The 25,151-nt window shown below is 40.2% G+C and carries 19 protein-coding genes; 16 read left to right on the forward strand and 3 right to left on the reverse strand.

The annotated features are described in order from the left end of the window. Nucleotides 1-418 precede the first annotated feature (418 nt). From MTF66_RS34920 to ihfA, 5 genes are all read left to right on the forward strand, one after another. Nucleotides 419-1,474 (forward strand): DUF2066 domain-containing protein, encoded by a 1,056-nt coding sequence (locus tag MTF66_RS34920; RefSeq protein ID WP_054201186.1) that lies wholly within the window; start codon nucleotides 419-421, stop codon nucleotides 1,472-1,474. After that, nucleotides 1,474-2,184: a DnaA inactivator Hda gene (gene hda, locus MTF66_RS34925; protein ID WP_010392888.1), complete on the forward strand. Its 711-nt coding sequence runs from the start codon at nucleotides 1,474-1,476 to the stop codon at nucleotides 2,182-2,184. The genes MTF66_RS34920 and hda overlap by 1 nt, the downstream gene beginning before the upstream one ends. Before the next feature lie 82 nt (nucleotides 2,185-2,266). Continuing rightward, the gene (gene pheS / locus MTF66_RS34930; protein WP_008468473.1) at nucleotides 2,267-3,247 is read left to right on the forward strand and encodes a phenylalanine--tRNA ligase subunit alpha; all 981 of its coding nucleotides are present in this window, start codon (nucleotides 2,267-2,269) and stop codon (nucleotides 3,245-3,247) included. A gap of 15 nt (nucleotides 3,248-3,262) precedes the next feature. Continuing rightward, nucleotides 3,263-5,650, forward strand: coding sequence for a phenylalanine--tRNA ligase subunit beta (pheT, locus tag MTF66_RS34935; protein WP_248530062.1), 2,388 nt, complete (start codon nucleotides 3,263-3,265; stop codon nucleotides 5,648-5,650). A 2-nt stretch (nucleotides 5,651-5,652) separates the two neighbouring features. Beyond that, the gene (ihfA, locus tag MTF66_RS34940; protein WP_008114070.1) at nucleotides 5,653-5,949 is read left to right on the forward strand and encodes an integration host factor subunit alpha; all 297 of its coding nucleotides are present in this window, start codon (nucleotides 5,653-5,655) and stop codon (nucleotides 5,947-5,949) included. 41 nt (nucleotides 5,950-5,990) lie between these two features. Here the strand turns inward: ihfA and MTF66_RS34945 are convergent, their stop codons facing one another. Continuing rightward, nucleotides 5,991-6,788 (reverse strand): DUF2989 domain-containing protein, encoded by a 798-nt coding sequence (locus MTF66_RS34945; RefSeq protein WP_138623242.1) that lies wholly within the window; start codon nucleotides 6,786-6,788, stop codon nucleotides 5,991-5,993. Nucleotides 6,789-6,960: 172 nt separating this feature from the next. Here MTF66_RS34945 and MTF66_RS34950 point away from each other — a divergent pair, with 172 nt between their 5' ends. The 10 genes from MTF66_RS34950 to ccoG all read left to right on the forward strand — a co-directional run bounded on the left by MTF66_RS34950 (nucleotide 6,961) and on the right by ccoG (nucleotide 20,028). Beyond that, nucleotides 6,961-8,403, forward strand: coding sequence for a glyceraldehyde-3-phosphate dehydrogenase (locus MTF66_RS34950; protein WP_010392881.1), 1,443 nt, complete (start codon nucleotides 6,961-6,963; stop codon nucleotides 8,401-8,403). Nucleotides 8,404-8,595: 192 nt separating this feature from the next. After that, nucleotides 8,596-9,723: a M14-type cytosolic carboxypeptidase gene (locus MTF66_RS34955; RefSeq protein WP_054200633.1), complete on the forward strand. Its 1,128-nt coding sequence runs from the start codon at nucleotides 8,596-8,598 to the stop codon at nucleotides 9,721-9,723. 373 nt (nucleotides 9,724-10,096) lie between these two features. Continuing rightward, nucleotides 10,097-11,599 carry a sodium:alanine symporter family protein gene (locus MTF66_RS34960; protein ID WP_248530063.1) on the forward strand — a complete coding sequence of 501 codons (1,503 nt, stop codon included), beginning with the start codon at nucleotides 10,097-10,099 and terminating at the stop codon, nucleotides 11,597-11,599. Nucleotides 11,600-11,722: 123 nt separating this feature from the next. Next, nucleotides 11,723-12,049, forward strand: coding sequence for a hypothetical protein (locus MTF66_RS34965; protein ID WP_008114079.1), 327 nt, complete (start codon nucleotides 11,723-11,725; stop codon nucleotides 12,047-12,049). Between the two features lies 1 nt (nucleotide 12,050). Continuing rightward, nucleotides 12,051-12,332, forward strand: a complete 282-nt coding sequence (locus MTF66_RS34970; protein ID WP_008114080.1) for a YeaC family protein — start codon at nucleotides 12,051-12,053, stop codon at nucleotides 12,330-12,332. After that, a complete protein-coding gene (locus tag MTF66_RS34975) occupies nucleotides 12,322-15,006 on the forward strand; it encodes a DUF349 domain-containing protein (RefSeq protein ID WP_248530064.1) in 2,685 nt (894 codons plus the stop codon). The genes MTF66_RS34970 and MTF66_RS34975 overlap by 11 nt, the downstream gene beginning before the upstream one ends. 90 nt (nucleotides 15,007-15,096) lie before the next feature. After that, nucleotides 15,097-15,651 (forward strand): DUF1439 domain-containing protein, encoded by a 555-nt coding sequence (locus MTF66_RS34980; protein WP_010392868.1) that lies wholly within the window; start codon nucleotides 15,097-15,099, stop codon nucleotides 15,649-15,651. A 64-nt stretch (nucleotides 15,652-15,715) separates the two neighbouring features. Then, nucleotides 15,716-17,017: an AarF/ABC1/UbiB kinase family protein gene (locus tag MTF66_RS34985; RefSeq protein WP_248530065.1), complete on the forward strand. Its 1,302-nt coding sequence runs from the start codon at nucleotides 15,716-15,718 to the stop codon at nucleotides 17,015-17,017. A 56-nt stretch (nucleotides 17,018-17,073) separates the two neighbouring features. Beyond that, entirely contained in the window at nucleotides 17,074-18,492 is a 1,419-nt protein-coding gene (locus MTF66_RS34990) for a sigma-54-dependent Fis family transcriptional regulator (protein ID WP_248530066.1), read from the forward strand. A gap of 153 nt (nucleotides 18,493-18,645) precedes the next feature. Then, the gene (ccoG, locus tag MTF66_RS34995; RefSeq protein ID WP_248530067.1) at nucleotides 18,646-20,028 is read left to right on the forward strand and encodes a cytochrome c oxidase accessory protein CcoG; all 1,383 of its coding nucleotides are present in this window, start codon (nucleotides 18,646-18,648) and stop codon (nucleotides 20,026-20,028) included. Between the two features lie 21 nt (nucleotides 20,029-20,049). Here ccoG and MTF66_RS35000 read toward each other — a convergent pair whose 3' ends face one another. Both MTF66_RS35000 and MTF66_RS35005 read right to left on the reverse strand, forming a co-directional pair. Further along, nucleotides 20,050-20,466 (reverse strand): hypothetical protein, encoded by a 417-nt coding sequence (locus tag MTF66_RS35000; protein WP_248530068.1) that lies wholly within the window; start codon nucleotides 20,464-20,466, stop codon nucleotides 20,050-20,052. Between the two features lie 35 nt (nucleotides 20,467-20,501). Then, nucleotides 20,502-21,416, reverse strand: a complete 915-nt coding sequence (locus MTF66_RS35005) for a M14 family metallocarboxypeptidase (protein WP_248530069.1) — start codon at nucleotides 21,414-21,416, stop codon at nucleotides 20,502-20,504. A gap of 610 nt (nucleotides 21,417-22,026) precedes the next feature. Between MTF66_RS35005 and MTF66_RS35010 the strand changes: the two genes are divergently transcribed. Next, on the forward strand, nucleotides 22,027-24,930 hold the full coding sequence (locus tag MTF66_RS35010; RefSeq protein WP_138623228.1) for a TonB-dependent siderophore receptor: 2,904 nt from the start codon (nucleotides 22,027-22,029) through the stop codon (nucleotides 24,928-24,930). Nucleotides 24,931-25,151 lie beyond the last annotated feature (221 nt).

The raw sequence follows: 25,151 nt of genomic DNA on the forward strand, positions 1-25,151 counted from the left end.
TGTGAAAGTAGGACATTACCAGGCTCCAAATAAGAGAAAGCCCGATTCGAAAGAGTCGGGCTTTTTTACGTCTGCAGGAAAGTGAAAGTATTAGCCGTCAGCCGTCAGCCGTCAGCCGTCAGCTATCAGTTGCACTGCGTTAACCTGACCATCGTAGCGTGGGACGGATAAATGAACACGAAGAACACGACAGAGTATGAGAGCGTAGCATTTGTTATGTGGCTCTCTCCATCGCTGTGGGCACTAAGACATTCTTCTGCGTAGCGCACCGACTCCAATTAGTCGGTATTTACTTTGAGGTTTTTTATGATCATTAAAGCGAGCTTAATGGCGTTAGTGACTGAGAAAAATATAATTTTGCTTTGTTAGTGGCTTTGATTTAGGATCAAAACAGTTTAAAACCATGAATGATTTGCCTGTGTATAGATTATTAATTAGCGCCTTATCCATTTTCTTTTGTGTTTCTGTATCAGCAGTTGAAGTAACTGATCTATATCAAGATATTTTGGTCGTAGAAGATAAATCTCGTGATACTCGTTTAGACGCTAGCCGCAAAGCGTTGCTTAACGTATTAGTAAAAGTGAGTGGTGACAAAAGCGCAGATGAAAATCGAGTCGCTAAGCAACGCACTAAAGATATATCCGATTATATGCTGAAATTTGAATATGATGAGCGTATCCCCGGAGAGCTTAAATTATTAGTTAAGTTTGAAGCACGAAAAATCGATGCACTAATCAAAGAGCTTAATTTGCCATTATGGGGAATGCAACGACCACTGGTTGCAATCTGGTTAGGGATTGAAGATAACAGGCAACGAGAGCTAGTAACTCAAGAAAGTTACCCACAGTTAGAGCAGCTCATTTATGATAAGGCAAGCCGTCGTGGATTACCTGTCGTTGTACCTTTGCTTGATTTACAAGATAGACGCCTTGTTGGTGTCCCTGAGGTTTGGGGGAACTTTTCTGAACCAGTAGAAGAGGCATCTAAACGTTACAGTGCTGAGCGCAGTATTACTGCTAGAATGTATCAAGAGTTTAACTCCGATAATTGGGTATTAGATTGGCGTTTTACTAATGACGAAATGTTTGAATCTAACCGAATTATTGGCTATAGACAGCAAATCGTTGCGCAAATGATTGATGATTTAGCGCAAGGTTTAGCTGGCGAATATGCGATCGATCCGAATGCGTATTATGAGCAACGTACTGCCAATTTGACCTTAAAAGGGACAGATAATTTTGTGGATATAGAGTTGGCAAAGCGCCGTCTACTCAACTTAAGTGTTGTCACCCAAGCGGTTATTATACGTAAAACTCCCGATTCTGTTGAATTTAAGCTAGATCATACCGGCACTGTAAACGATCTTAAAAAAGCCCTTGGTCTTGATAATGCCTTTAAAGATTATGTCGACCCCCGTGCTTTTTATCACATAGTTGATAAGCAAAGCCTAGAGTATCAATGGGTTGAAAACTAATGCTAACTCAAGAGCCAATGCAAATGGCGCTACCGGTTACTTTACCGGATGATGAAACATTTGCCTCTTATTTTGGGGGAGAAGACTCATTAGAGGTTAACCACCTTAAAGATAGCTTTTCTAAGCTATCTCAAGCTTTTCAGTATACTTATTTGTGTGGCTTAGGAGACTCAGGTAAATCCCATTTGTTATACGCCACCTGTATTCAAGCCCAGGAGCGCGGCTTATCGAATATGCTGCTATCAATGCGAGAAGTTCTACATTTTGGCCCGATGGTTTTAGATGGTCTTGAGGCGCTAGATGTATTATGTATTGATGATGTTCACTTAGTAGCGGGTAATGATGCATGGGAAAAAGCGTTATTTAATTTCTTCAACCGCTTTAATGAGCCTAATAAAATGCTGGTAGTAACTGCTGATTTACTGCCAAATATGCTTAATATTAGCTTGCCAGATTTAGAATCACGCTTGAAGTGGGGTACCACCTTTCAAATTCGCTCCATGAGTGATGATGATAAAGCACAAGCGCTAGTAAAGCGGGCAAACATGCGCGGTCTTGAACTGAGTGACGAATGCGCGCGGTTTTTATTAACCCGTTTAAGTCGTGATATGCGCGCATTATTGGATGTATTAGACAAATTAGATCACGCATCCATGGCTGCACAGCGAAAATTAACTATTCCTTTCATAAAATCAACGCTAAAGCTGTAGTAGGTCTAGAATCTAGACCCCGCTTTCAGTTATCATTAGCTAACTAAATTGTAATCACCTTCTTTGAAAGATCAGGTATCGAATGAACTTAGAAAATATATTAGCGCAAGCACTTGAGGCAGTTGCCAGTGCCAGTGAAATCGCGCAACTAGAAGAGATCAGGGTTAACTACCTTGGTAAAAAAGGCGAGATCACCAGCTTACTTAAAACACTGGGTAAAATTGCTCCTGAAGAACGCAAAGAAGCAGGCCAGGTAATCAATCAAGCTAAGCAAGATGTGCAAAGCGCAATTAATGACAAGCGTGAGCTGTTAGCGAGTAAAGCACTTGAAGAAAAACTAGCTGCTGAAACTATCGATGTAACTTTACCAGGGCGCGTTATGCCTTCTGGTGGCCTTCACCCAGTAACACGTACAATTGAGCGTATTGAAAGCTTTTTTGGTGAACTAGGCTTTGAAGTTAAATCAGGCCCTGAAGTTGAAGATGATTTTCATAACTTTGATGCGCTAAATATTCCTGAGCACCATCCTGCTCGCGCCGACCACGATACCTTTTACTTTAATCCTAAGTTGGTGTTGCGTACTCAAACTAGTGGTGTGCAAATTCGTACCATGGAAACAGAGCAGCCACCGCTTCGTATAATTTCACCAGGGCGTGTATATCGTAATGACTACGACCAAACACATACACCTATGTTCCATCAGGTGGAAGGTTTAATGGTCGACACCGACGTTAGCTTTACTGAGCTAAAAGGTATTTTACATGACTTCTTACGTAACTTTTTTGAAGAAGATATGGAAATTCGTTTCCGTCCTTCATTCTTCCCTTTTACAGAGCCCTCAGCCGAAGTTGATGTAATGGGTAAAGATGGTAAATGGTTAGAGGTATTAGGCTGTGGCATGGTTCACCCTAACGTACTTAAGTCTGTTGGTATCGATCCTGAAAAATACACCGGTTTTGCCTTTGGTATGGGTGTAGAGCGCTTAACTATGTTGCGTTACGGCGTAAACGATTTACGTGCGTTTTTCGAAAACGACTTAAAATTCCTAAACCAGTTCCGTTAAGAGTGAAGAAATAAAATGAAATTTAGTGAAAAGTGGTTAAGAGAGTGGGTAAATCCTGCAATTGATACGCAAGCTCTTTCGGAACAGCTTTCAATGGCTGGTTTAGAAGTAGATGGCGTAGAGCCGGCAGCAGCCAAATTCAATGGTGTTGTTGTAGGTGAGGTGGTTGAATGTGGCCAGCACCCTGATGCAGATAAACTACGTGTAACAAAAATTAATGTTGGTGGTGATGAATTGCTTGATATTGTTTGTGGTGCACCAAATTGCCGCCAAGGTATTAAAGTTGCTGTTGCCACTGTTGGTGCAGTATTACCAGGCGATTTTAAAATTAAAAAGGCCAAACTTCGTGGTCAACCATCACACGGCATGTTGTGTGCGTTTGATGAGCTAGGCATTAGCGAAGAAGGCGATGGCATTATGGAATTGCCGCTTGACGCGCCGATTGGCACAGATTTACGCGAATACTTAGCGTTAGATGACAATATCATAGATGTAGATTTAACCCCTAACCGTGGTGACTGTTTAGGTATTAAAGGCCTAGCTCGTGAAGTTGGCGTACTGAACAGCATTGATGTTAATACATTAAGTATTCCTGCGGTAGCACCGACAATTGAAGATAAAGTATCAATAGAGTTGGTTAACGATGAAGCTTGTCCTCGTTATTTAGGGCGTGTTATCAAAGGCATTAACCTTAATACTGAAACACCTCTATGGATGGTTGAAAAGCTACGCCGTAGTGGTGTGCGTTCAATCGACCCGGTAGTTGATGTGACTAACTTTGTGTTATTAGAGCTTGGTCACCCAATGCATGCATTTGATTTAAATGCTATTGAGGGTGGAATTAAAGTACGTAGTGCAAACGCAGGTGAAGAATTAGTTTTACTTGATGGTAACACTGCAAAGTTAAATGAATCGACATTAGTGATTGCCGATCATCATAAAGCGCTAGCCATTGCTGGTATTTTTGGTGGTGAGCAATCTGGCGTTACTGAAAAAACAGCTGATATTCTGTTAGAAAGCGCATTCTTTAACCCTGTTGCCATTGCTGGTCAAGCACGTAGCTACGGTTTACACACCGATGCATCTCATCGCTATGAGCGTGGTGTAGACTTTGCTCTACAACATGATGCAATGGAGCGTGCTACAGCGTTACTGCTTGAAATTGTTGGTGGTGAAGCGGGTCCTGTTGTTGAAGCTGTGGCTGCTGATAAGTTACCAAAGGTAACTGAAGTAAGTTTACGTCGTTCACGTTTAGACCGCGTTATTGGTCATCATATTGAAGATGCGAAAGTAACCGATATTCTGACGCGTTTAGGACTTGATGTTAAATTTGACAATGATAGCTGGAGTGCTGATGTACCAAGCTACCGTTTTGATATTCGTATCGAAGAAGATTTAATTGAAGAAGTTGCACGTGTATACGGTTATAACAGCATTCCTAATGTTGCACCAACTGCAAAACTGAAAATGACCACGCATGATGAGTCAACTGTTGCCCTGAGCCGTTTTCGTAATGCCTTAGTAACACGTGGCTATCAAGAAGCCATTACTTACAGTTTTGTTGACCCTAAAGCGCAAGCTATTTTACACCCTGAGTGTAATGCATTGGTATTGCCGCACCCAATTTCAATTGAAATGTCAGCGATGCGTGTAAGTTTAATGCCAGGGTTGCTTTCATCTGTTGCGTATAACCAAAACCGCCAACAACCTCGTATTCGCTTATTTGAACACGCCCTTAAGTTTATCAGTGATGAAAATGCTGAAAATGGTGTATACCAAGTGCCTGTTATTGGTGGCGTTATTACTGGTTTGGTTCATGGTGAGCATTGGGTTGAAGAAAAACGTAACGTTGATTTTTATGACCTAAAAGGGGATGTTGAAGCATTACTTGCAATTACCAACGATGTTAGCCGCTTTGAAATTAAAGCTGAGCAATCGGATGGTCTTCACCCTGGCCAGTCTGCCGTTATTTATGTTGATGGTAAAAAAGTAGGTTTCTTTGGTGCATTACATCCTCAAGCGCAAAAATCGTTAGATATCAACAATGCTACTTTTGTGTTTGAAATTGAAATGTCGGCATTAGAAAAAAGAAATTTACCTCAAGCTGTAGGGGTGTCTAAATTCCCATCAAATCGCCGCGACATCGCGATTTTAGTACAAGACAGCGTTAAAATTGGTGATATTTTAAACGTCATCGGAAAAGTTGGCGGAAATCAATTGGTTGACCTAAACTTATTCGATGTGTATAAGGGCAAAGGTATTGAGCCAAATTATAAGAGTTTGGCGATTGCTCTAACACTGCAGGCGGTTGATAGAACACTCGAAGAGAAAGATATCAATCAGGTAGTTGATAACGTGGTGGCCGCACTGGCCGAACAGTTTAATGCATCGTTGAGGGACTAGATATGGCGCTTACTAAAGCCGACATAGCTGAACACCTATTTGAAAAGCTCGGGATCAATAAAAAAGATGCCAAAGATTTAGTTGAAGCGTTTTTTGAAGAAATCCGCTCAGCGCTTGAAAAAGGCGAGCAGATTAAGCTCTCTGGATTTGGTAACTTTGATCTTCGAGATAAGAAAGAAAGACCGGGACGTAATCCGAAAACGGGAGAAGATATTCCAATTTCAGCGCGTCGCGTAGTTACTTTTAGGCCGGGGCAAAAGTTAAAGACCCGTGTCGAAGTAGGCACAAGCAAAAAATAAACAAAAAGGCAGCGCAAGCTGCCTTTTTTGTATCTGTTGTATTATTTCCGGGGAGAAATAAATTTTCCTTGGTTTATTTGGTGTAATGTTTGCTCGGCGAGGGCATCTAAACTGTCTAAATTCTTTTCTTGTGCTATTAATTGCTGCTCAATTAATAATATATCGATATTTTTTATACCAGAGAGCTCTGCTATTTTGGCAAAAATGTACGCGTGCTTATATTGGTGGTGCTTATAGAAAAGGCTAATTAAAGAGGTGTATATTTCTGGATCAGGTATTTGCTTAGCTTGATTTAATGCCAATGTGTTGTATAAAAAATCAATTGCTTTTTGCTCATCAACTTTAATGTAATAAGACGCTAAATAAAATTGCATTTCAGCACTTGTTTCCACCTCGGGGGTATTTTCTAGAGCAAGTAGCCGGGTGAGTGCCGTTTCATCATTGTTTCTTGACCAATGGTAATAGAGTAGGCCAGGGTGAGTGGTTACTTGTGTTTGCTGATAAATACGTGCCATTTCTCTATTACTGGTGAGGTAGGCTCGTCGACGGGCAGTAGTTTTACCTTTTAGTTTTATATGCTGAATATTAGCGGCTAAGCCAATACATTGGTTGTAATGCTCAAACGCTTTGAGTAGTTGATATTTGTTCTCATCGGTTGGTTGTAAGGATTCGAGGTAGCGATAAAAGATTGTATGTTCTCGTTGTGCTTTACAGTTGCCATCTTGGTTAAGATCATTGCACATGGCGGGTGATTGCACACAAATATCTTCAACGGTAAAAGATTCTTCACATCCTGCAAGCAACAATACAAAAGTGAGGGTTATGTGCTTAAAAGCCATCCGAGTCTCTCAATTATCAATAAAGTATTATTCTAGCCTAAACTTTAGTCTCTAACAGTAGAGAATAAAATGAGATTAAATTAGAATAGGCCTGCCCGAAGGAATGTGTTGCTCTCAAAATTCGATACATTCTTAGGCTATCCGTTCAAAATTGTTTAATTAGGTAAAAAAAATGACCTCATCTCACGAGTTAGAATACACAAGTAGCTGGCAAGAACGTCAAGATTACGCTGAAAGCATGCAACCAATTATTGGTAAATTGTACCGTAATCGTGGTATTGAAATCGCTGTTTACGGCCGTCCATTAGTAAACTCAAGCACTATTGATATTATTAAGTCTCATAAATCAGTAGCCCAGTTTGAAGGAACTAAACTTCGCCTACGTGAAAGCTTCCCATTCTTAGAAGCTATCAGCAAAATGGAATTAAATTCTGCCCGTATCGATATTGGTAAATTAGCATACAGCTATTTATACACAGATGCTGCGAATGGCCGTTCAGTAGAAGAGTTTGTTAAAGACGAGCTAGCTGAAATTGTTAATTCTGAGCCTAAAGCGCCACGTGACGTAGTTCTTTACGGCTTTGGTCGTATCGGCCGCTTATTAGCACGTTTGCTAATTGAAAAGTCAGGCCCATACGCCGACTTAAACCTACGCGCTATTGTTGTGCGTGGTGGTAAAGATGGCGATTTAGAAAAACGTGCAAGCTTATTGCGTCGTGATTCTATCCATGGTCCGTTTAATGGTTCAATTACCATTGATAAAGAACGTAATGCTATTAAAGCTAATGGTAGCTACATTCAAGTTATCTACGCTAATTCGCCAAGCGAAGTTGATTACAGTGCCTACGGTATCGAAAACGCACTTGTTGTTGATAACACAGGTATTTGGAAAGATGAAGCTGGCCTTGGTCAACACTTAGAATCTAAAGGTGCTGCAAAAGTATTATTAACAGCGCCAGCTAAGGGCAACATTAAAAATATCGTTTACGGTGTAAATAACCAAGATATTTTACCTGAAGATAAAATTGTATGTGCTGCAAGTTGTACAACTAATGCAATAACACCAACATTGAAAGCATTAAACGATCAGTTTGGTATTAAGAATGGTCACGTTGAAACAGTTCACTCATACACTAATGACCAAAACTTAATTGATAACTACCACAAAGCAGAACGTCGTGGTCGTGCTGCGGCACTTAACATGGTTATCACTGAAACAGGTGCAGCTAAAGCGGTATCTAAAGCATTACCAGAGCTTGAAGGTAAACTAACAGGTAACGCAATCCGTGTACCTACACCAAACGTATCATTAGCTATCTTAAACTTGAATCTTGAAAAGAGCACGACGGTTGAAGAACTTAATGCGTTTTTACGTGAAACAGCACTTCACTCAGACCTACGTGATCAAATCGATTACACAGCATCAACTGAAATCGTGTCTACCGATTTAGTGGGTAGCCGTTACGCAGGTGTTGTTGATTCTCAAGCAACGATTGTTGATGAAAACCGTGTTGTACTTTACGTATGGTACGACAATGAGTTTGGTTATAGCTGTCAGGTAGTTCGCTGTATGCGCGATATGGCAGAAGTCTCATTCCCAAGTTTACCTCGATAAACACTTGAGCAATTAAAAAAAGCCAGCACTTGCTGGCTTTTTTAGGTCTGAAGATTTTTAAAGTGTAGTGGTTATGGTACGCTTTATTAAATTGAGTACGTAGTAATAACCGTTTAAAGTGCATTAATACGTACTTACCTCTTGGCTAAATCCTTTGGTCAAGACACACAGTTAACTAATAGGTTTGTTGTAATGAAAATCAGTAGCAATTTTGACAGTGGTAATATTAAAGTTATTGAAGCCACCGATCCGTTAAATATTCAGTTAGAAATTAATAAAGATCATCAGTCTGAGTTTTATCAGTGGTTTCACTTTCGTCTTGAAACAACGCCTTATCAATTACATCAGTTAAATATTAATAATCTTGATAAGTCTGCATACCCAGATGGTTGGGTAGACTACCAAGCTGTTGCCTCATACGACCGTCAAACATGGTTTCGTGTACCGTCTTCGTATGAAAATGGCACACTAACATTTGAGCTTGAGCCTGAGTGTAGCAGCGTTTACTTTGCCTATTTTGCTCCTTACAGCTACGACCGCCATTTAGACTTATTATCATGGGCACAAAGCCAAGAGCTTTGTCAGTTAGAGACGCTAGGTCAAACCCTTGATGGCCGTGATATGAGCGTGCTTAAAATTGGTCAGCCAAGTGCAGATAAAAAAATCATCTGGGTCACGGCTCGCCAACACCCGGGTGAAACTATGGCAGAGTGGTTTGTAGAAGGCTTATTACACAAGCTGCTTGACGATGAAGACCCACATGCAGCAGCCTTACTATCAAAAGCGGTATTCTATGTAGTGCCAAATATGAATCCAGATGGCAGTGCACGTGGTCACTTACGTACTAATGCTAAAGGGGTTAACTTAAACCGTGAATGGCAAACACCAAGCATGGAAAATAGTCCTGAAGTTTACTTAGTGCTTAATAAAATGCGAGAAGCAGGCTTAGATATGCACCTTGACATTCACGGGGATGAAGCCATTCCATATAACTTTGTTGCCGGTAGTGAAGGCATACCAAGTTATGATGCACGCCTAAAAGGCCTTGAAGACAGCTTTAAAGCCGCGCTTTTAACTATTACTCCAGAGTTTCAAGATACGCATGGCTACGATAAAGACGAACCAGGTCAAGCTAATTTAACAGTAGGTTCATCAGCGACCGCTGAAGAATTTAAAGCGCTTACTTACACCGTTGAAATGCCATTTAAAGATAATAATGACTTACCTGATCCAGATTACGGCTGGTCAGATCGTCGTTCATATCAATTTGGTCAAGATACCTTAGCAGCCATTGTTAATGTTGTAGACAACTTAAGATAAAACGCTTGTTTTAAAGGGTATCAATAATTTTGATACCCTTTTTATTTTAGGCTAAACCGGCCGTATCAAAAAATAAAAATCATTTCCCACCATAACACTAAAACGTTTCAATACACCTTCTCGACAGATTTAATGACCTATAATTTTAATCAATTCCCACTCAGTTAAACGTTGTCTTAGCAGGCTCAATATAAATAAACAATAAGTTGTTTTGAAAATTAACTGTTAACAAGGTTGAGTACTTAAGTTAATATCGATTGAACAATAAGAAAGACGATAAAGATTAACCCCTTATTTCGTAAAGCTTATGACAGGTATTCTGAGTAGCAGAGTATGGTAATTAATAATAATAAATATAACTGTGAGGATGTTCATGGAAGCTTTTGTAAGCGCCGTTAATGATGTTGTTTGGAGTAATGCACTCATCTATTTATGCCTAGGCGCAGGCTTATTTTACTCCGTACTAACTCGATTTGCTCAAGTTAGACATTTTAAAGAAATGTGTAAGCTACTATTTAGCCCTAATACCTCAGAAAAAGGGATCTCATCTTTTCAAGCTCTTGCTGTTTCATTGTCTGGCCGAGTAGGGGTTGGTAATATTGCCGGTGTTGCAGCCGCAATCGGTTTTGGTGGCCCTGGCGCTATTTTTTGGATGTGGGTTGTTGCTTTTTTAGGTGCAAGCACTGCATACGCTGAGTCAACATTAGGTCAAATTTATAAACTAGAAGAAGACGGGCAATACCGCGGTGGTCCAGCCTATTATTTTGACCGTTGTTTAGGGCAAAAGTGGCTGGCTGTTTTATTTGCTGTGTCGGCAATTATAGCCTGTGGAGTTTTTCTGCCGGGCGTGCAAGCAAATGCTGTGGGCAACGCATTCACTCAAGTATTTGGTGATGGCACTATGGTCTCTACAACTTTTGGTGACGTAGGCAGTTTTAAACTCGTTGCATTAGCCATTATTCTAATCGTTTTAGCGTTTATTATCTTTGGTGGTATAAAGCGCATTGCTAATTTTACCCAAATTGTAGTGCCATTTATGGCGCTTGGTTACATCGTATTGGCCTTAATTATCGTATTTTTAAACATAGACAAAGTACCAGGCATTTTCTCGCTTATTATTGGTGATGCATTTACAGCTCAAGCAGGCTTTGGCGCTGCAATTGGCTGGGGTGTTAAGCGTGGTATCTATTCTAATGAAGCCGGTCAAGGTACAGGTCCTCATGCAGCGGCGGCAGCAGAAGTTGATCACCCTGCACAGCAAGGTTTAGTGCAAGCTTTTTCTGTTTATGTTGATACACTTTTTGTATGTACAGCAACGGCATTAATGATCTTAATGACGCAGCAATACAATGTAGTCGGCACTTTGCCAGAAGGACAATTCATTATACAAAATGTTGATGCGGCAACTGAAGTGGGGTCAGCAGCATTTACCCAAATGGCGTTGTTTAGTGTATTTGGTAGCTTTGGAGAAGCGTTTGTAGGTATCGCTTTATTCTTCTTTGCTTTTACCACTATACTTGCTTATTACTTCATTGCTGAGACTAATATCGCGTACTTAAATCGCTACTTTAAAGGAAGTATTCCGCTTGTAGTGGTAAAACTTATGATTATGTTTATGGTAGCCTACGGCATGGTTAATAGCTCAGGTTATATTTGGACTATTGGCGACATAGGCGTTGGCTTAATGGCGTGGATAAACATATTGGGTATATTAGCTATTTTCTTTGTCGCTAAACCGGCCTTAACATGTTTGAGTGATTATGAAGACCAGAAGAAGAAAGGTGGAGAAATCACGTTTGATCCCGTTAAATTAGGGATTAAAAATGCTACCTTCTGGGAAAAGCGCCTTGAAAAGCAATCAAAAGACGCTGAATAAACAGACCCTAATAACCTAATATGAACTATTGGGTTAAATTCAAAAAAGACAAAGAGCAATAAAACAAGTACAATGAAAAGCGCCGAAAGGCGCTTTTTTTATGCGTAGTATGGAGAGAGATGTATGGCGATTATTCGTTGCCCCAAATGTGCAAAATCAATTTCAGATAAACATCCGCAGTGTCCACATTGCCAAAGTAACGTTGCTGAATTAAATGCCGAGCAAGTTCAACAACTTCAACGTGAGCAGCGAATTAAAAAGCAGCAAATGTTTATGAACCACTCCTTTTTAGCGCTGATCTTATTTTTAGGTGGCTTCTTTTGTTTGTACTTCCTACAACCTCAAGAAAAAACACTTCAGTGGTATGCGTATACCTCAGCTATAGGCATTGGCTGTATTTGGTACCTTATTAACCGTATTATTTTAGTGACTCTGAAAAAGAAAAAATGACATGAATATTGACAACTTAGTACAGAATATTACTCCAGAATTATTTGAGCGCCTACAATATGGTGCATCAACAGGAAAGTGGCCAGATGGCACACCTTTATCAGATGAACAAAAACAACAAACAGTGCAACTTGTGATGTTGTATCAAGCAAAAGTAGCACAATCAAACGAGCAGTTTACCATTGGTGCAGATGGAGAAATGATCCAAAAAACCAAAGCGCAACTACAAAAAGAATTTAAATCAGATAACGAAATAGCTAGGTTCAGTGAAAATGATCTTTAAACACCTTTTTACACCAAAATGGAAACACCCGAAGCAACAAGTTCGTTTAGATGCGATTGAAAAACTTGATGTAGCACGCGACGTAACAATTTTAAGCACCTTAGCGCTTGAAGACTCATCGGCTGAAATTCGTCGTAAAGCACTGCAAAAAGTAAACGATTTACCGCTTTGGTGGAAAGCTTACAAGCAAGATCAGGCATTAAAAGATGTGGCTGAGCAACAAATTTCGTCTGCTGTATTAAACAGTGAAAGTAGCTTATCGGCACAGATTAAAAATGAGTATATTGAACGCTTTGCACCGATTAAAACCCTTGAAAAACTAGCATTTGCAGAAAAAGAACTGCAAGTGAGAGTTAAGCTCTTAAAACGCCTAGCGAACCCTAAACTGATTGAAAAAGCCTTTAAAGAAGCCAATGAAGAGCTACAAAAGCAGTTAGTTGATTTAGTGATTACTCAGCAGTTAACTAAAGCTTTGTTAAAGCATGCTCAAGGTGAAGCTAAAGTAGCGCTTGAAAGTCATCTTGAAAACGAGCGTTTAGCACTTGAAATGCCATCGCAAGTTGAAAACGCAACCCGTGTTATTTTAGCCAAGCTTAATGCATTGCGTGATAAAAATGACTACGCCATTGTTGACCCACAAGCCGCAGAGCTCATGGCACAATGGCAAGCTCTAGAATTAAAATGGCTAAGTGAAGAACATGTAAAAACCCTTGATGCTAAGTATATTTTAATTACCGATAAGCTTGATGCTCACATTGCCATACTAAAAGCGCAGCACGAAGTAGAGCAGCAACGTTTAGCTCAGCAACAGCGCCAAGTGTTAGCGTTAGCTACGTTAGAAGCATTAAGTGAAGAAATTGAGAATGCATTACAGTTAGGGTTAGAAACGCCAGAGCAAATTCAGCAAGACTGGCTTAATGCAAAAGTAGCGCAAGCGAAAGACACGCTAGATAAAACGGAACTGGTGGCTGATCAGCAATCAAAACAAGTGATTAATAAGCTTGAGCAATTATTCTCACAAGTTGCTAAGTTGCCTGAGCTAACTGCGGCGATTAAAGAATATAAAATTGCCTACAATGCGCTTAGTGAAATAAAACCTGCAGAGCAACTTAGCGATTACGATCAACAGCTAACAGCATTCAATAATACCTTTAAAACTGCACGCAGCCACTTAAATTTACTTAGCGCTGATTTACAAACGTCATTTAAAGCTCAGCTTAATACGCATAAGAAGCAGTTCTTAGCTGCAATGAGCGAACTCACTAAGCCGCTAGAAAAAACTCAAAGCCAAGCTAAGCGAAAAGCGCGTGATGTTAAACGTTTAATTGAAGAAGGGCGTTTTAATGTTGCATTTGGTGTATTTAAAGGCTTCGAAGAGCTATTTAATGCCCTAACTGAGAAATACCAACAGCCGCTGGTTAACTTAAAAGCTGACCTAGAAGCGCAGCTAGCTGATGCTAAAGATTGGCAAAAGTATGCAGCGGCCCCTAAACGCACTGCACTTTTAGAAGAAGTAACACTGTTAGTTGATGAGCCTTGTAACGATCCGCAACAGCGTGCTGACCAAGTTAAAGTATTGCGTAAGCGTTGGAATGAACTAGGTCGCCTTGATACAGAGCAAGAAAAGCAGCAAGGAAATGAGTTTGATGAAAAAATTGAGCTATTGTTCGCACCTTGTCGTAGTTATTTCGCAGAGCAAGAAATCCAGCGTGAAGCGGCTAAAGTAGAGCGTGAGCAACTAATAGCGCAAATGCATGCACTGCATTTACAAGCGACAGAGGATGCTGATTTAGATTGGAAACAATTTGAAAGCCACTACAACCGATTACAAAAAGCATGGCGTAGTGTAGGTAAAGTTGATCCTAAAACATACCGAATTTTAAACGAGCGTTATAAGGCAGAACAGCAGCTAGTTGTATCTTCACTTAATGCGTTTCATAAAGGCAATGCCGCACTTAAAAATGAGCTCGTTGAGCAAGCGCAACAGCTATCTCAAAGTGAAAACCTAGCAGAGGCGTGTCAGCAGTTAAAGCAGTTACAGCAACAATGGCAGAGTATAGGGTTTGCAGGCTTAAAAGCTGAGAATGCACTATGGCAAAAATTCCGTGAGTTTAATGATGCAACATTCACTAAACGCAGCGAAGAGTTTGAGCAGCAAAAACGCGAGCAAGGTGAATCAGATAAGCTAGCAACAGCCGAACTAAATGAGCTCGAAGCGGCTTTAAATAGTGTTGAAGGTAAAGCCCAATTACTTGATCTGCAAACCAAAGTTAAAGGGTATATGTCATTTAAATCGTTAACGCCTAAAGTATCCGCTTTATTGTCAGCTATAGATGAAAAGCTAACCGGATTAGCTGCCAAAAACGAACAAGCTAACTTAAACGCATTATTTGTTGCGCTTGAGAATAATGAACCAGTGCCAAGTCAGTTCACTGGTGTGGTAAAAACGTCATTAAGTATCGAGCAGTTGCTAACGCGTATGGAAATACTAGCCAACGTGAGTTCGCATGGCTCAGCGCAAAGAATGGTTGAGCAAGTGGCAATGCTAGATGACAAGCACCGTGGAGACCACGCTGATTTAAACTATTATTTAAAGCAATTAATTGCACTCAGCGAAGGTTCAGTCACAACTGACACACTAGCAAGGTTAAAAGTTATTTTTGCTGTAAACTAACTTTTATCAACTAAAATAAAAAAACCGCTATTAAAGCGGTTTTTTATTATGGCTACTTACTGCCAATACGATTAATGAATAGGGTTTTGTATGAAAATTTTTGTTTTTATTTCACTATTATTTTTAACTGCCTGTAACAGCACTCAGGGTATTTCGGTTTATTCATTTACAAATTCAGAGGTTGAGTCGTTACTAAATAAAGAGTTACCTAAATTAAGTGAAAAAGTTAGCCTGATGGGCTTACCTGTGCAGTTTGATGTAAATGATTTAAGCGTTAATATTGGTCCCGACAACAGTGATTATGTTTTATTAGGTGCTGATTCGAGCGCCGAGATTAATGCCTTTGCATTAAAGTATCCTGTGCGTTTAAAGTTACAAATACAAGGCACGCCTTTTTATGATAGCGAGAAAAAAGCCGTATTTTTACGTAATGTTAAGTTACGCGATTCAAGTATCGATGCTGGGGGGTTTAAAGGTAATTTAGAAGTGTTGGATAACGAAGCGATGGATGTCATGAATGCATTTTTAGCGGTTAACCCTGTTTATAAGTTAAATATGAACGACCCTAAAATGGCACTGTTAAGTAATTTACCCTTAGATTTAAAAGTAGTCGAAGGCGCGATTAAGCTAGTACCTCGGTTATAATTTAGATCTAATAAGCGTAATAAAACGTATTAATTGACCTTATTATTAATAGATTAGGTTAATTATGGCTAATGAGCGATCCGTTCCCACCTCTCGACTTTCACGATTTGCAAAGTTAGGCTCATTGGCCACCGGCGTTGCCACAAATATGTTAGTGGGCGGTGCCAAAAGTGCGCTTAGTGGTAAAGGTTGGGATAATAAGAGCTTATTACTCCAGCCTAAAAATATTGAAAACTTAGCCACTCAGCTGTCGCATCTTCGCGGTGCGGCAATGAAGCTTGGGCAGTTACTTTCAATGGATGCTGGCGACTTATTAACTCCCGAGCTTGCGCAGTTACTGTCTTTGTTACGTGCCGATGCCAACCCAATGCCACATAAGCAATTAGTGAGCGTGCTAAAAGAGCAATGGGGGGATGACTGGTTATCGCGTTTTTCTCATATTGAACTAAGACCGTTTGCAGCTGCATCAATTGGGCAGGTTCATTTAGCTTATATAGAAAATGGTGATCAATTAGCCGTTAAAATTCAATATCCAGGTATTGCTAAAAGTGTGGTAAGCGATGTGGATAATGTGATCACTTTACTTACTTTATCGCGATTATTACCTAAAGAATTGGATATAAAACCCTTAGTTGAAGAAGCCAAGGCACAGCTATTAGCAGAGGCCGACTACACTCGAGAAGCTGAATATTTAGCATGTTACAAAAACCTGTTAGCAAATAACGCGCATTTCAAAGTCCCTAGCGTGTATCCTCAGCACAGTACTGCGCAAGTGCTAACCATGGAGTATGTAGATGCCAAGCCTATAGAGGGCATTACATATTTACCACAATCAGATCGAAGTCGGGTTGCTGAGCAATTAATTGATTTGTTTTTTAAAGAAATGTTTGAGTTTAAGTTAATTCAAACCGACCCTAACTTTGCTAATTACCATTACCAACCAGAATCACAAAAAATCGTGTTATTTGATTTTGGTGCCACCCGAGAAATTACAGCTACCCTAAGTGATGCCTATTTAGCCTTGTTTAAAGCCGGCAGTAATAATGATCGTGAAGGTGTGCTCAATGCCGCCACTGCAATTGGTTACTTTAAAGACGCTTTAAAAGATGGCTATAAAGAAAGAGTGATTGATTTATTTTTAATGGCTTGCGAGCCACTTCGCTATAATGGCGAGTTTGATTTTAAAAACAGTGAGCTTGCTAGCAACATCAAAGATGCCGGATTACAGTTAAGCGCACAGTCGCAGCAGTGGCATACTCCACCTGTGGATGCATTGTTTATTCATCGTAAATTAGCCGGCTTATATTTAATTGCAGCGCGCTTAGAAGCCAAAATAGATGTTAAGGCGTTATTTAGTCATTATTAGGTGTTAAAGCAGGAGAAAATTGGCATAATGATCGCGATATTTCGCGAGGTCGTATTATGATAAAAAACTTTTTAAACGATCCTACCTTATTGCTCAATGCGGTAGGTGAGGGTATATACGGATTTGATTTGTCCGGTAATGCGGTATTTGTAAATCCAGCCGCAGAGCGAATGACTGGATGGACGGCCGATGAATTATTAGGAAAAAAAATACATCAATATCATCATCATAGCCATGCCGATGGCACTCCTTACCCTGCCGATGAGTGCCAAATTTATTGCACTATGTTTGATGGCAAACGCCGCGAAGTAAAAAACGAAGTATTTTGGCGTAAAGACGGCAGTGCCTTTGCCGTTGAGTACACTTCCACCCCCGTTTATAAAAATAATCAGCTTATTGGTGCTGTGGCAGTATTTCGCGATATATCAGCACAACAGCAAACGCAAACCCAGTTGCACGAAGCGTTAGCTCAAGTAAAGCACCTAAGCGAGCAGCTAAAAGATGAGAATGATTACCTTATTGCCGAGCTTAATGAGGATTGGCAAGATTCAGGACTGGTTGGCCACAGTGCTGTATTCCAACGCATGTTAGATCAAATACAGTTAGTGAGTGAAACCGACAGCACCGTACTCATTCTTGGTGAAAATGGTACTGGCAAAGAGCTGGTGGCACGTAACTTACACCGTCTCAGTAAACGCAACGAACAAGCATTCATAAAAGTAAATTGTGCGGCATTCACTCCAAGTTTATTAGAGTCAGAACTTTTTGGGCATGAAAGGGGCTCGTTTACTGGCGCTAACGAGCGTCGTAAAGGACGTTTTGAACTTGCCGATCACGGCACTTTATTTTTAGATGAAGTCGCAGAGCTGCCGTTAGAGTCCCAAAGTAAGCTATTAAGGGTATTACAAGAGCGTGAGTTTGAACGTGTTGGCGGTAGTCAAACCCTAAAGGTTGATATTCGCATCATTGCTGCAACCAACCGTAACTTGTGGGAAATGGTACAAGCAGGTCAATTCAGAATGGACTTATATTACCGTTTAAATGTGTTTCCTATTCACGTGCCTGCACTTAAAGAACGAAAAGAAGACATTCCTTACTTGTGTCAAAACTTAATTGCACAAATAAACAAGCGCTTAGGTAAGCAATTGCAAGGGTTAAGTAAAAAAGCGATCAGGCAATTACAAGCCTATGACTGGCCAGGTAACATTAGAGAGCTACAAAATGTACTCGAACGAGAAGCTATTTTATCTAAACACTCTACATTACAGTTAAGTCAGTCGCTTACAGCGGGCGATGATAACGCTATAAACCCAACGCTTACACTTGATGAAGCACAAAAACAGCATATAAGCAGCGTATTAGCACTGTGTAATTGGAAAATTGCAGGTGAACAAGGCGCGGCAAATAAGTTGGGCTTACCAGAGAGTACCTTACGCTCAAAAATGCAAAAGTTAGGAATGCGTCGCCAGAGCTAATTCGTGATATATCGCGATAGTCGCTAAATATCGCGATGTTGTAGTCCGGTTTTATTATTAAAATCATTTAATATCAATGTTTTAAGTTATCTTTCAGTGTGGTCTGAAAGTTGCAAATACTTGCTTAATACCCGTCACTATGAAGTAAGTAGCATGAAGTTTGATATTAAAGAAGAAGACATGATCATTAAGCCCTATAAAGAAGAGGGGCCAATTTATATACGCGAGCAAAAAGGTTTTTTTCAACGTATACGTCGCAATTTAGGCTGGTTGTTAATGCTGAGTTTTATTGCCATTCCATGGATTCAATATAACGGTCAGCAAGCGGTTTTATTGGATGTGGCCACCCAAAAATTTACTATTTTTGGCCTTACCTTGCTCCCTCAAGACTTTATGATTTTAGCCATGCTGTTTATGGTGGGAGCGTTTGCCCTATTTTTTGTTACCAACTGGCTTGGCAGAGTATGGTGTGGTTATACCTGCCCACAAACCATTTGGATGTTAATGTTTTCTTGGGTTGAGCAACGTGTAGAGGGTACGCGTAACCAGCGTATTAAGCTTGATAAGAGCCCATGGGATATTACCAAATGGCGAAAAAAAATCACTAAGCACAGTGCTTGGCTGGTTATTTCGGTACTCACGGCGACCTCATTTTTAGCGTATTTTATCCCCGCTAAAACCTTGTATCTCGAAATGTTAAATTTAGAGTGGTCTGGGATCACCAGTTTTTGGGTATTTTTATTTGCGTTTTGTACATATGGAAATGCGGGCTTTTTACGTGAAAAAATGTGTACTGTGGCGTGTCCGTATTCGCGCTTTCAATCGGTGATGTTTGATAAAGATACGCTGGTGGTTACTTACGATAGCGAACGGGGTGAAAATCGCGGCCCACGTAAACGCAAAGCTGATCCTAAAGCGCTTAATTTAGGTGATTGCGTAGACTGTAACTTATGTGTGGAAGTATGCCCTGCAGGGATTGATATTCGCAATGGCTTGCAATATGAATGTATTAACTGTGGTTTATGTATTGACGCTTGTGACGACACCATGGATAAGTTTGGCTACGAAAAAGGCTTAATTAAATACGCCAGTGAAAAGCAAATGGCAGGGCAAAAAACGAATCCATTTAGGCTTAAACTTGTAGGCTATGGGGCGTTAACTGCGCTATTAATTTTATCTATGTTTGCATGGATGTTACAACGTACCCCTATAGAAGCCTCAGTACTTAGAGATAGAAACGCATTGTACCGGGTAAATTACGAAGGCTTAGTTGAAAATCCTTACACGCTCACTATTATCAATAAAACTCAGCAACCGCTGCATTATTCAATTTCAATTAGCGGTTTAGAGGGGGCTACATTGCAAAGCCCAAATGCTATATTGGTAGAGCCTGGGCTGATGAAAAGTGTGCCGGTAACGGTGACTGCAGACGGCTACGATTTAGCACGCAAAGTGAGCAAGCTGAGTTTTGTGATAACTTCGCAAGAAGACCCTGCAATTACTATTACCAAAGACAGCCAGTTTTATAAAAATTAATAAAGTATGAGTCCTAGCCAGTTAACAACCTGACTCGGCTAGGGCTAGCTGCTTAATTACAAATTTTTTGGCGCTTTGAAAATCAGCAAACAAGCATTCTTGCAAATGAGCATCACGGCCAGAGCTGTGCATAATCCGCTGCAATTGCCTTATAGCAATAGGCGAGGTGAGGACAAACGCACTGATCAAACAGTTATTAATCCCCATTGTTTGGCTTACATCTATCATGTTTTTTTCAGCATCGGGGGTAGCAGCAATCACCTCAGGAGAGTAGCTAATATAACCCCAAGACAAATGTTTAAATGGTTCAATGCTATTTAATAAAGCGGCTTTAAAATGATTTAATAACTGAGGGTTTAAGTTACCTTTAAACTGCCCAATAACTATATTACCTTCAACACGCAAGCTATAACTGCCGTAGTTATTTTCAAATTTCAATAGCCGCCCCTTTTATTCATTATCTACTGCATTGGTCACTTATTAATAATGTAGTCTAAGGCACCTGAAATTGCAGCAACTTGCGCTAATATACACTCTTCAGGGTTAGCCGTTGCACTGTCTGGATATACTTCAGTGGTGGTGACATACGCAGCTTCAGAAAATCCCATGCATAGGCCTAAATCACGGGCCGCGTAATTAATTACCCCAAATTGCGCTTGTGGTACACCAATTAATTGCTGATTTTCATCGCTAGGTGCAATATGCGTTACTTTTTCAACATGTTCAATAATTGCTTTTTGAAAAGCAGGCTCTGGTTTGTTGCTATCAGCCACTAAATAAAAGCCATCTGGAATATTCCAATTGGTGTTTACTTTGCCTTCACGAGCCGCGAGTGCTGGTCTAAATTCACTGTTATCAGAATTTGTTGTTTCATGTAAATCGATATGTGCAATTAAACGCGTATTTAACGATTGCGCATAGTTCATTACTGCCGCTGATTCTTGTGCTGGACTGCCCTGATAAAAAGAGCGGTTAGGGTCTACCGCATCTGGGTTCCAACGATTAATCGTTTCATAACCCCATGGGCTAATACAGGGGGTAATTACAATATTAAAGTGCTCAGCGTACTTATTTGCCAATGTTTTAGCGAATCTTAAAGCGCCATGAACACCACTGGTTTCGTAGCCATGTACGCCGCCAGTAATTAAAACAGTGGCTTTGTTTGTATCAAAATCAGTGGTTTTTAACGCGTACAAAGGGTAGCTACCTGCGGCATAATTAAGCTCACCGTATTGCTGTACTTCTAGAGTGCTTTTAAGTTCATCAATTAATGTTACGACTTCTTGTTGATAGCTTCGCTTGATACTTTGGCATGCCAGCCAATGCGCTTTATCCTCGTGATTCCATTGCTTGCCGGGTGTGCCAATAGGATAAGTAGAGTGAGTCATGTAAAATCCGATTTATTAAAATATTGCAGCAACTATACCTAAATTGCTAAAAAATACGAGTGCAAGTATCAAACTCGATTTTGCTATAAACGATGTTGTTAACGAAGAAACGCCCGATTAAAAAGTGCGCGCATCGAGGTTTAATTAACCATTAAAAGTAAGCCCTCTAAATAAAGTTCCCTAAAAAGAACCAAGCGCACAAAAAGTGAACGCTAGTTTTTGAGCGTTTTTAACATTATTGATTAAAAATAAAGCTTTTATATTTATATAATATTATCAAGAGGTTAATTTGGCTTGTTTTTTTTTATGGTGTTTACGTTAATGCTGGGTTCGTAAATCTATTTTTACAAAAAAAATCATTTTAAATTAGCGTGTTACCAATAATTATTCATAAAAAAAACATAAAAAACTTATCTTTAACATTTGACACATTATTGGCTGGTGAGACTCAACTTTATTCCTGTGTTAAAAATGCTGATAAATTACATTTGGTTACATTGTAAGGCATATATTTAACGTTCATGTAAATAATGGCTTAGCAAAAGTAACTTTTCCTCAGGCTAACTAGCAGAGATCACAAACTAAGTCACTCTGTAAAAAGAAAGGTGTTATGTTGAAAAAAATAAATCTTATCGCAGCAGCAGTTAATACAGTACTTGTAACAGGTGCTATTGGCGCATCGAGTGCATTCGCTCAGTCAACAGCAGATGCTAAACCAGTTGAACGCATTCAAGTGACTGGTTCAAAAATTAAGCGCTTTAACCTAACCTCGCCAACGCCTGTGACTGTGATCAGCGGCGTTGAGATGGAAAACCAAGGTATTACTAACGTTAATGATTTGCTTGCAGAAATGCCACAAGCGACGGTTGGCCTATCACCAGAAACAACGACTAACACTATTTATGCGTCAGGTCTTAACACAACCGATCTTCGTGGTTTGGGATCAGAGCGTACATTAGTGCTTGTTAATGGCCGTCGCTTTGTGCCTGGTTCTGTGGGTGACACTGCAGTTGATTTAAACAACATTCCTACCACAATGATTGAGCGTATCGAGATTGCTACAGGTGGTGCTGCAGCCGTTTACGGTGCAGATGCTGTAGCTGGTGTTGTAAATATCATTACTAAAAAATCAATGGATGGGATTGAACTTGATGTTTCTACTGTACGTCCAGAGCAAAGTGGCGGCGAGCAAAACAACTTCTCAATTACAGGTGGTATGGAAGGCGATAAACTCTCTTTTATTGCTTCATTTAATTACACAGAAAACAAAAGCTATGGCAAGCTGAGCCGTGATTTTTACCGTAACCCTGTGAACTCATTCGCAAACCCTGCAAATACAAGTGGTGACGACGGTATCCCTTCACGTGTTGTTTTAGGTCAACCAACTGGCCTTGCTTACTACTCAGAAGGTGGTGACTTTTTTACCAAAGACGCCTTTGTTGATAACGGCTATGACAATCACCACTACACTTTTGATGCAAATGGTAACCTAAAACCGTTTGACTATGGTTTAGGTCGTATTCCAAACCCAGGAGTTGGGCGAGACGCTACAGGCTACTTCCAAGATGGTCAAAATCAAGGCGATGGTGTTTTTGGCCACGGCTATAAAGAGTACTTTCAAACGCCACTAGAGCGTATGATTGCTTCAGCGTATGGTACTTATGAACTTAATGACGACCATGCACTTACTTTTGACTTTACTTATTCAAAAACTGATGCAACCACAGAGAGCTCTCCAGCCTTCTTCCGCCATACAATACGTCGCGACAATGCATTTATAAAAAGCGATATGGCTAAAGTAATGGACGACAATGGGCTGACATCAGTCACACTTCGCCAAGCTAACGAAAACTTATGGGGCGATCGTGCATATAACCAAGAGCGTGAAGTATTCCGTACTTCAATAGGCGCTGAAGGTATATTAAGTGATGACTGGGGCTACTCTGCTTACGCACAATTTGGTCGCATCGAGCAAGATACTCTTTGGACTGGCGAAGTATTAACGCAAAACTTGGCTAACTCTATTGATGCCGTTGAATACCAAGGCAATGTAGTATGTGCTAAGCGTAATGCAGACGGCGAAGTTATTGGGGCTATCTCTGGTTGTACACCATTTAACACAATGGGCGCGACTTCGGCAACACCAGCACAGTTAGACTATATAGCGACTGATGCAACGCGCTTTGCACAACACGATCAAGCCGTGTTTGCTGTTACTGTAGATGGCGCCTTATTTGAGCTACCTGCCGGTTATGTTGCAGCTGCATTTACCGCTGAGCACCGCCGTGAGTCAGCAACTATTACACCGTCTGAAAATATGCAAAAAGGCTTAATTTTTGGTAATTCAAGCCTTCCAATGGATGGTGAGATTGATGTAAATGAGCTCTCAGCTGAAATTTCAATTCCATTATTAGAAGAAACCTTCCTAACAACGGATTTAACCCTTGAAACAGCATTTCGTTACATGGATTACTCGGTAACGGGTGAAGATAATGCCTGGAAATTAGCCCTAAACTGGGGTGTAACTGATGAGTTACGTATACGCTTAAACCGTTCTAAATCAGTACGCGCTCCCAACCTAGGGGATTTATTCACGCCTAACTCAAAAACGTTTAGCTCAGGTCGTGCGGATGTATGTAGAGCTGACTCTATCGCTGAATCAGGCAGTAAATATAAAGATAATGTAATCAAAAACTGCCAAGCCGCAGGGCTTCCTGAAGGCTGGATGCCATCAGATGAATGGCTTTCAGGTGGGAGCTTACCAGGCTATATTCAAGGTAACCAAAACCTTGAAAATGAAACATCTAACGATTACACCATTGGCTTAATTTATACACCTGAGTTCGTGGAAGGGCTAGATATAACGCTTGATTACTGGTCATTCGAAGTAGAAGGCGCTATTGAATACTTTGGCCGTAACAGTGTTGAGCTTTGTTATGAGTCATCATCGTTAGATAACCCTTTCTGCAGTAACGTTGTGCGTAATAAAGAAACGGGTGAAATTGAAAACTTCTTTACTCGTCCTATAAATGCCGCTGTTATTAACAAAAAAGGCGTAGATGTTGAATCTGCATACCGCACTGAGTTGTTCTCTGGTGACTTAGCATTGAAACTAACAGCAACTTACCTAATAGAGGACAACAATAACTCTACAGGCCGTGCTGAAGATTTTAGAACTGATGTAGGCGAAACAGCTTCACCTCGCTGGAAGGGACGTTTTAATGCCGTTTATTCTCATGATGACTCAGCGTATGTGCTAACCATGAACTACCGTCATGCAACTGTTAATGATAATGACTGGACCATTGAAGACAACAACTACAATGATATCCCGTCTTACACTACGTTTGATTTCATGTACAAAACTTATCTAATGGATGAGCTACAGTTACGTATTGGTGTTAACAACATCCTAGACCGTGAGCCACCACGTAACCCGTTCACTTACGACGATGGAGAATTTTTCGATGTTAAAGGACGCCGCCTATCTTTAGGTGCAAAATATACTTTTTAATTTAAGCGTATAACACTAAAAACGCCTTAGTTTATTAAGCTAAGGCGTTTTTTTATAGGTAAAAGTAACTTTCAAAAACGAGTATTGTTAAAAACTGCGTTATTATTAGTCTAAATCAGATTGAGGCTTTGCTGTAATTGGGCCCATTTTTATTAAAAACATAATCGTTTCTGTAACGATATAATTAACTACTAATACAACGTAATTACTATTTTCTAAAA

The organism is Pseudoalteromonas sp. 2CM39R, from assembly GCF_023161845.1.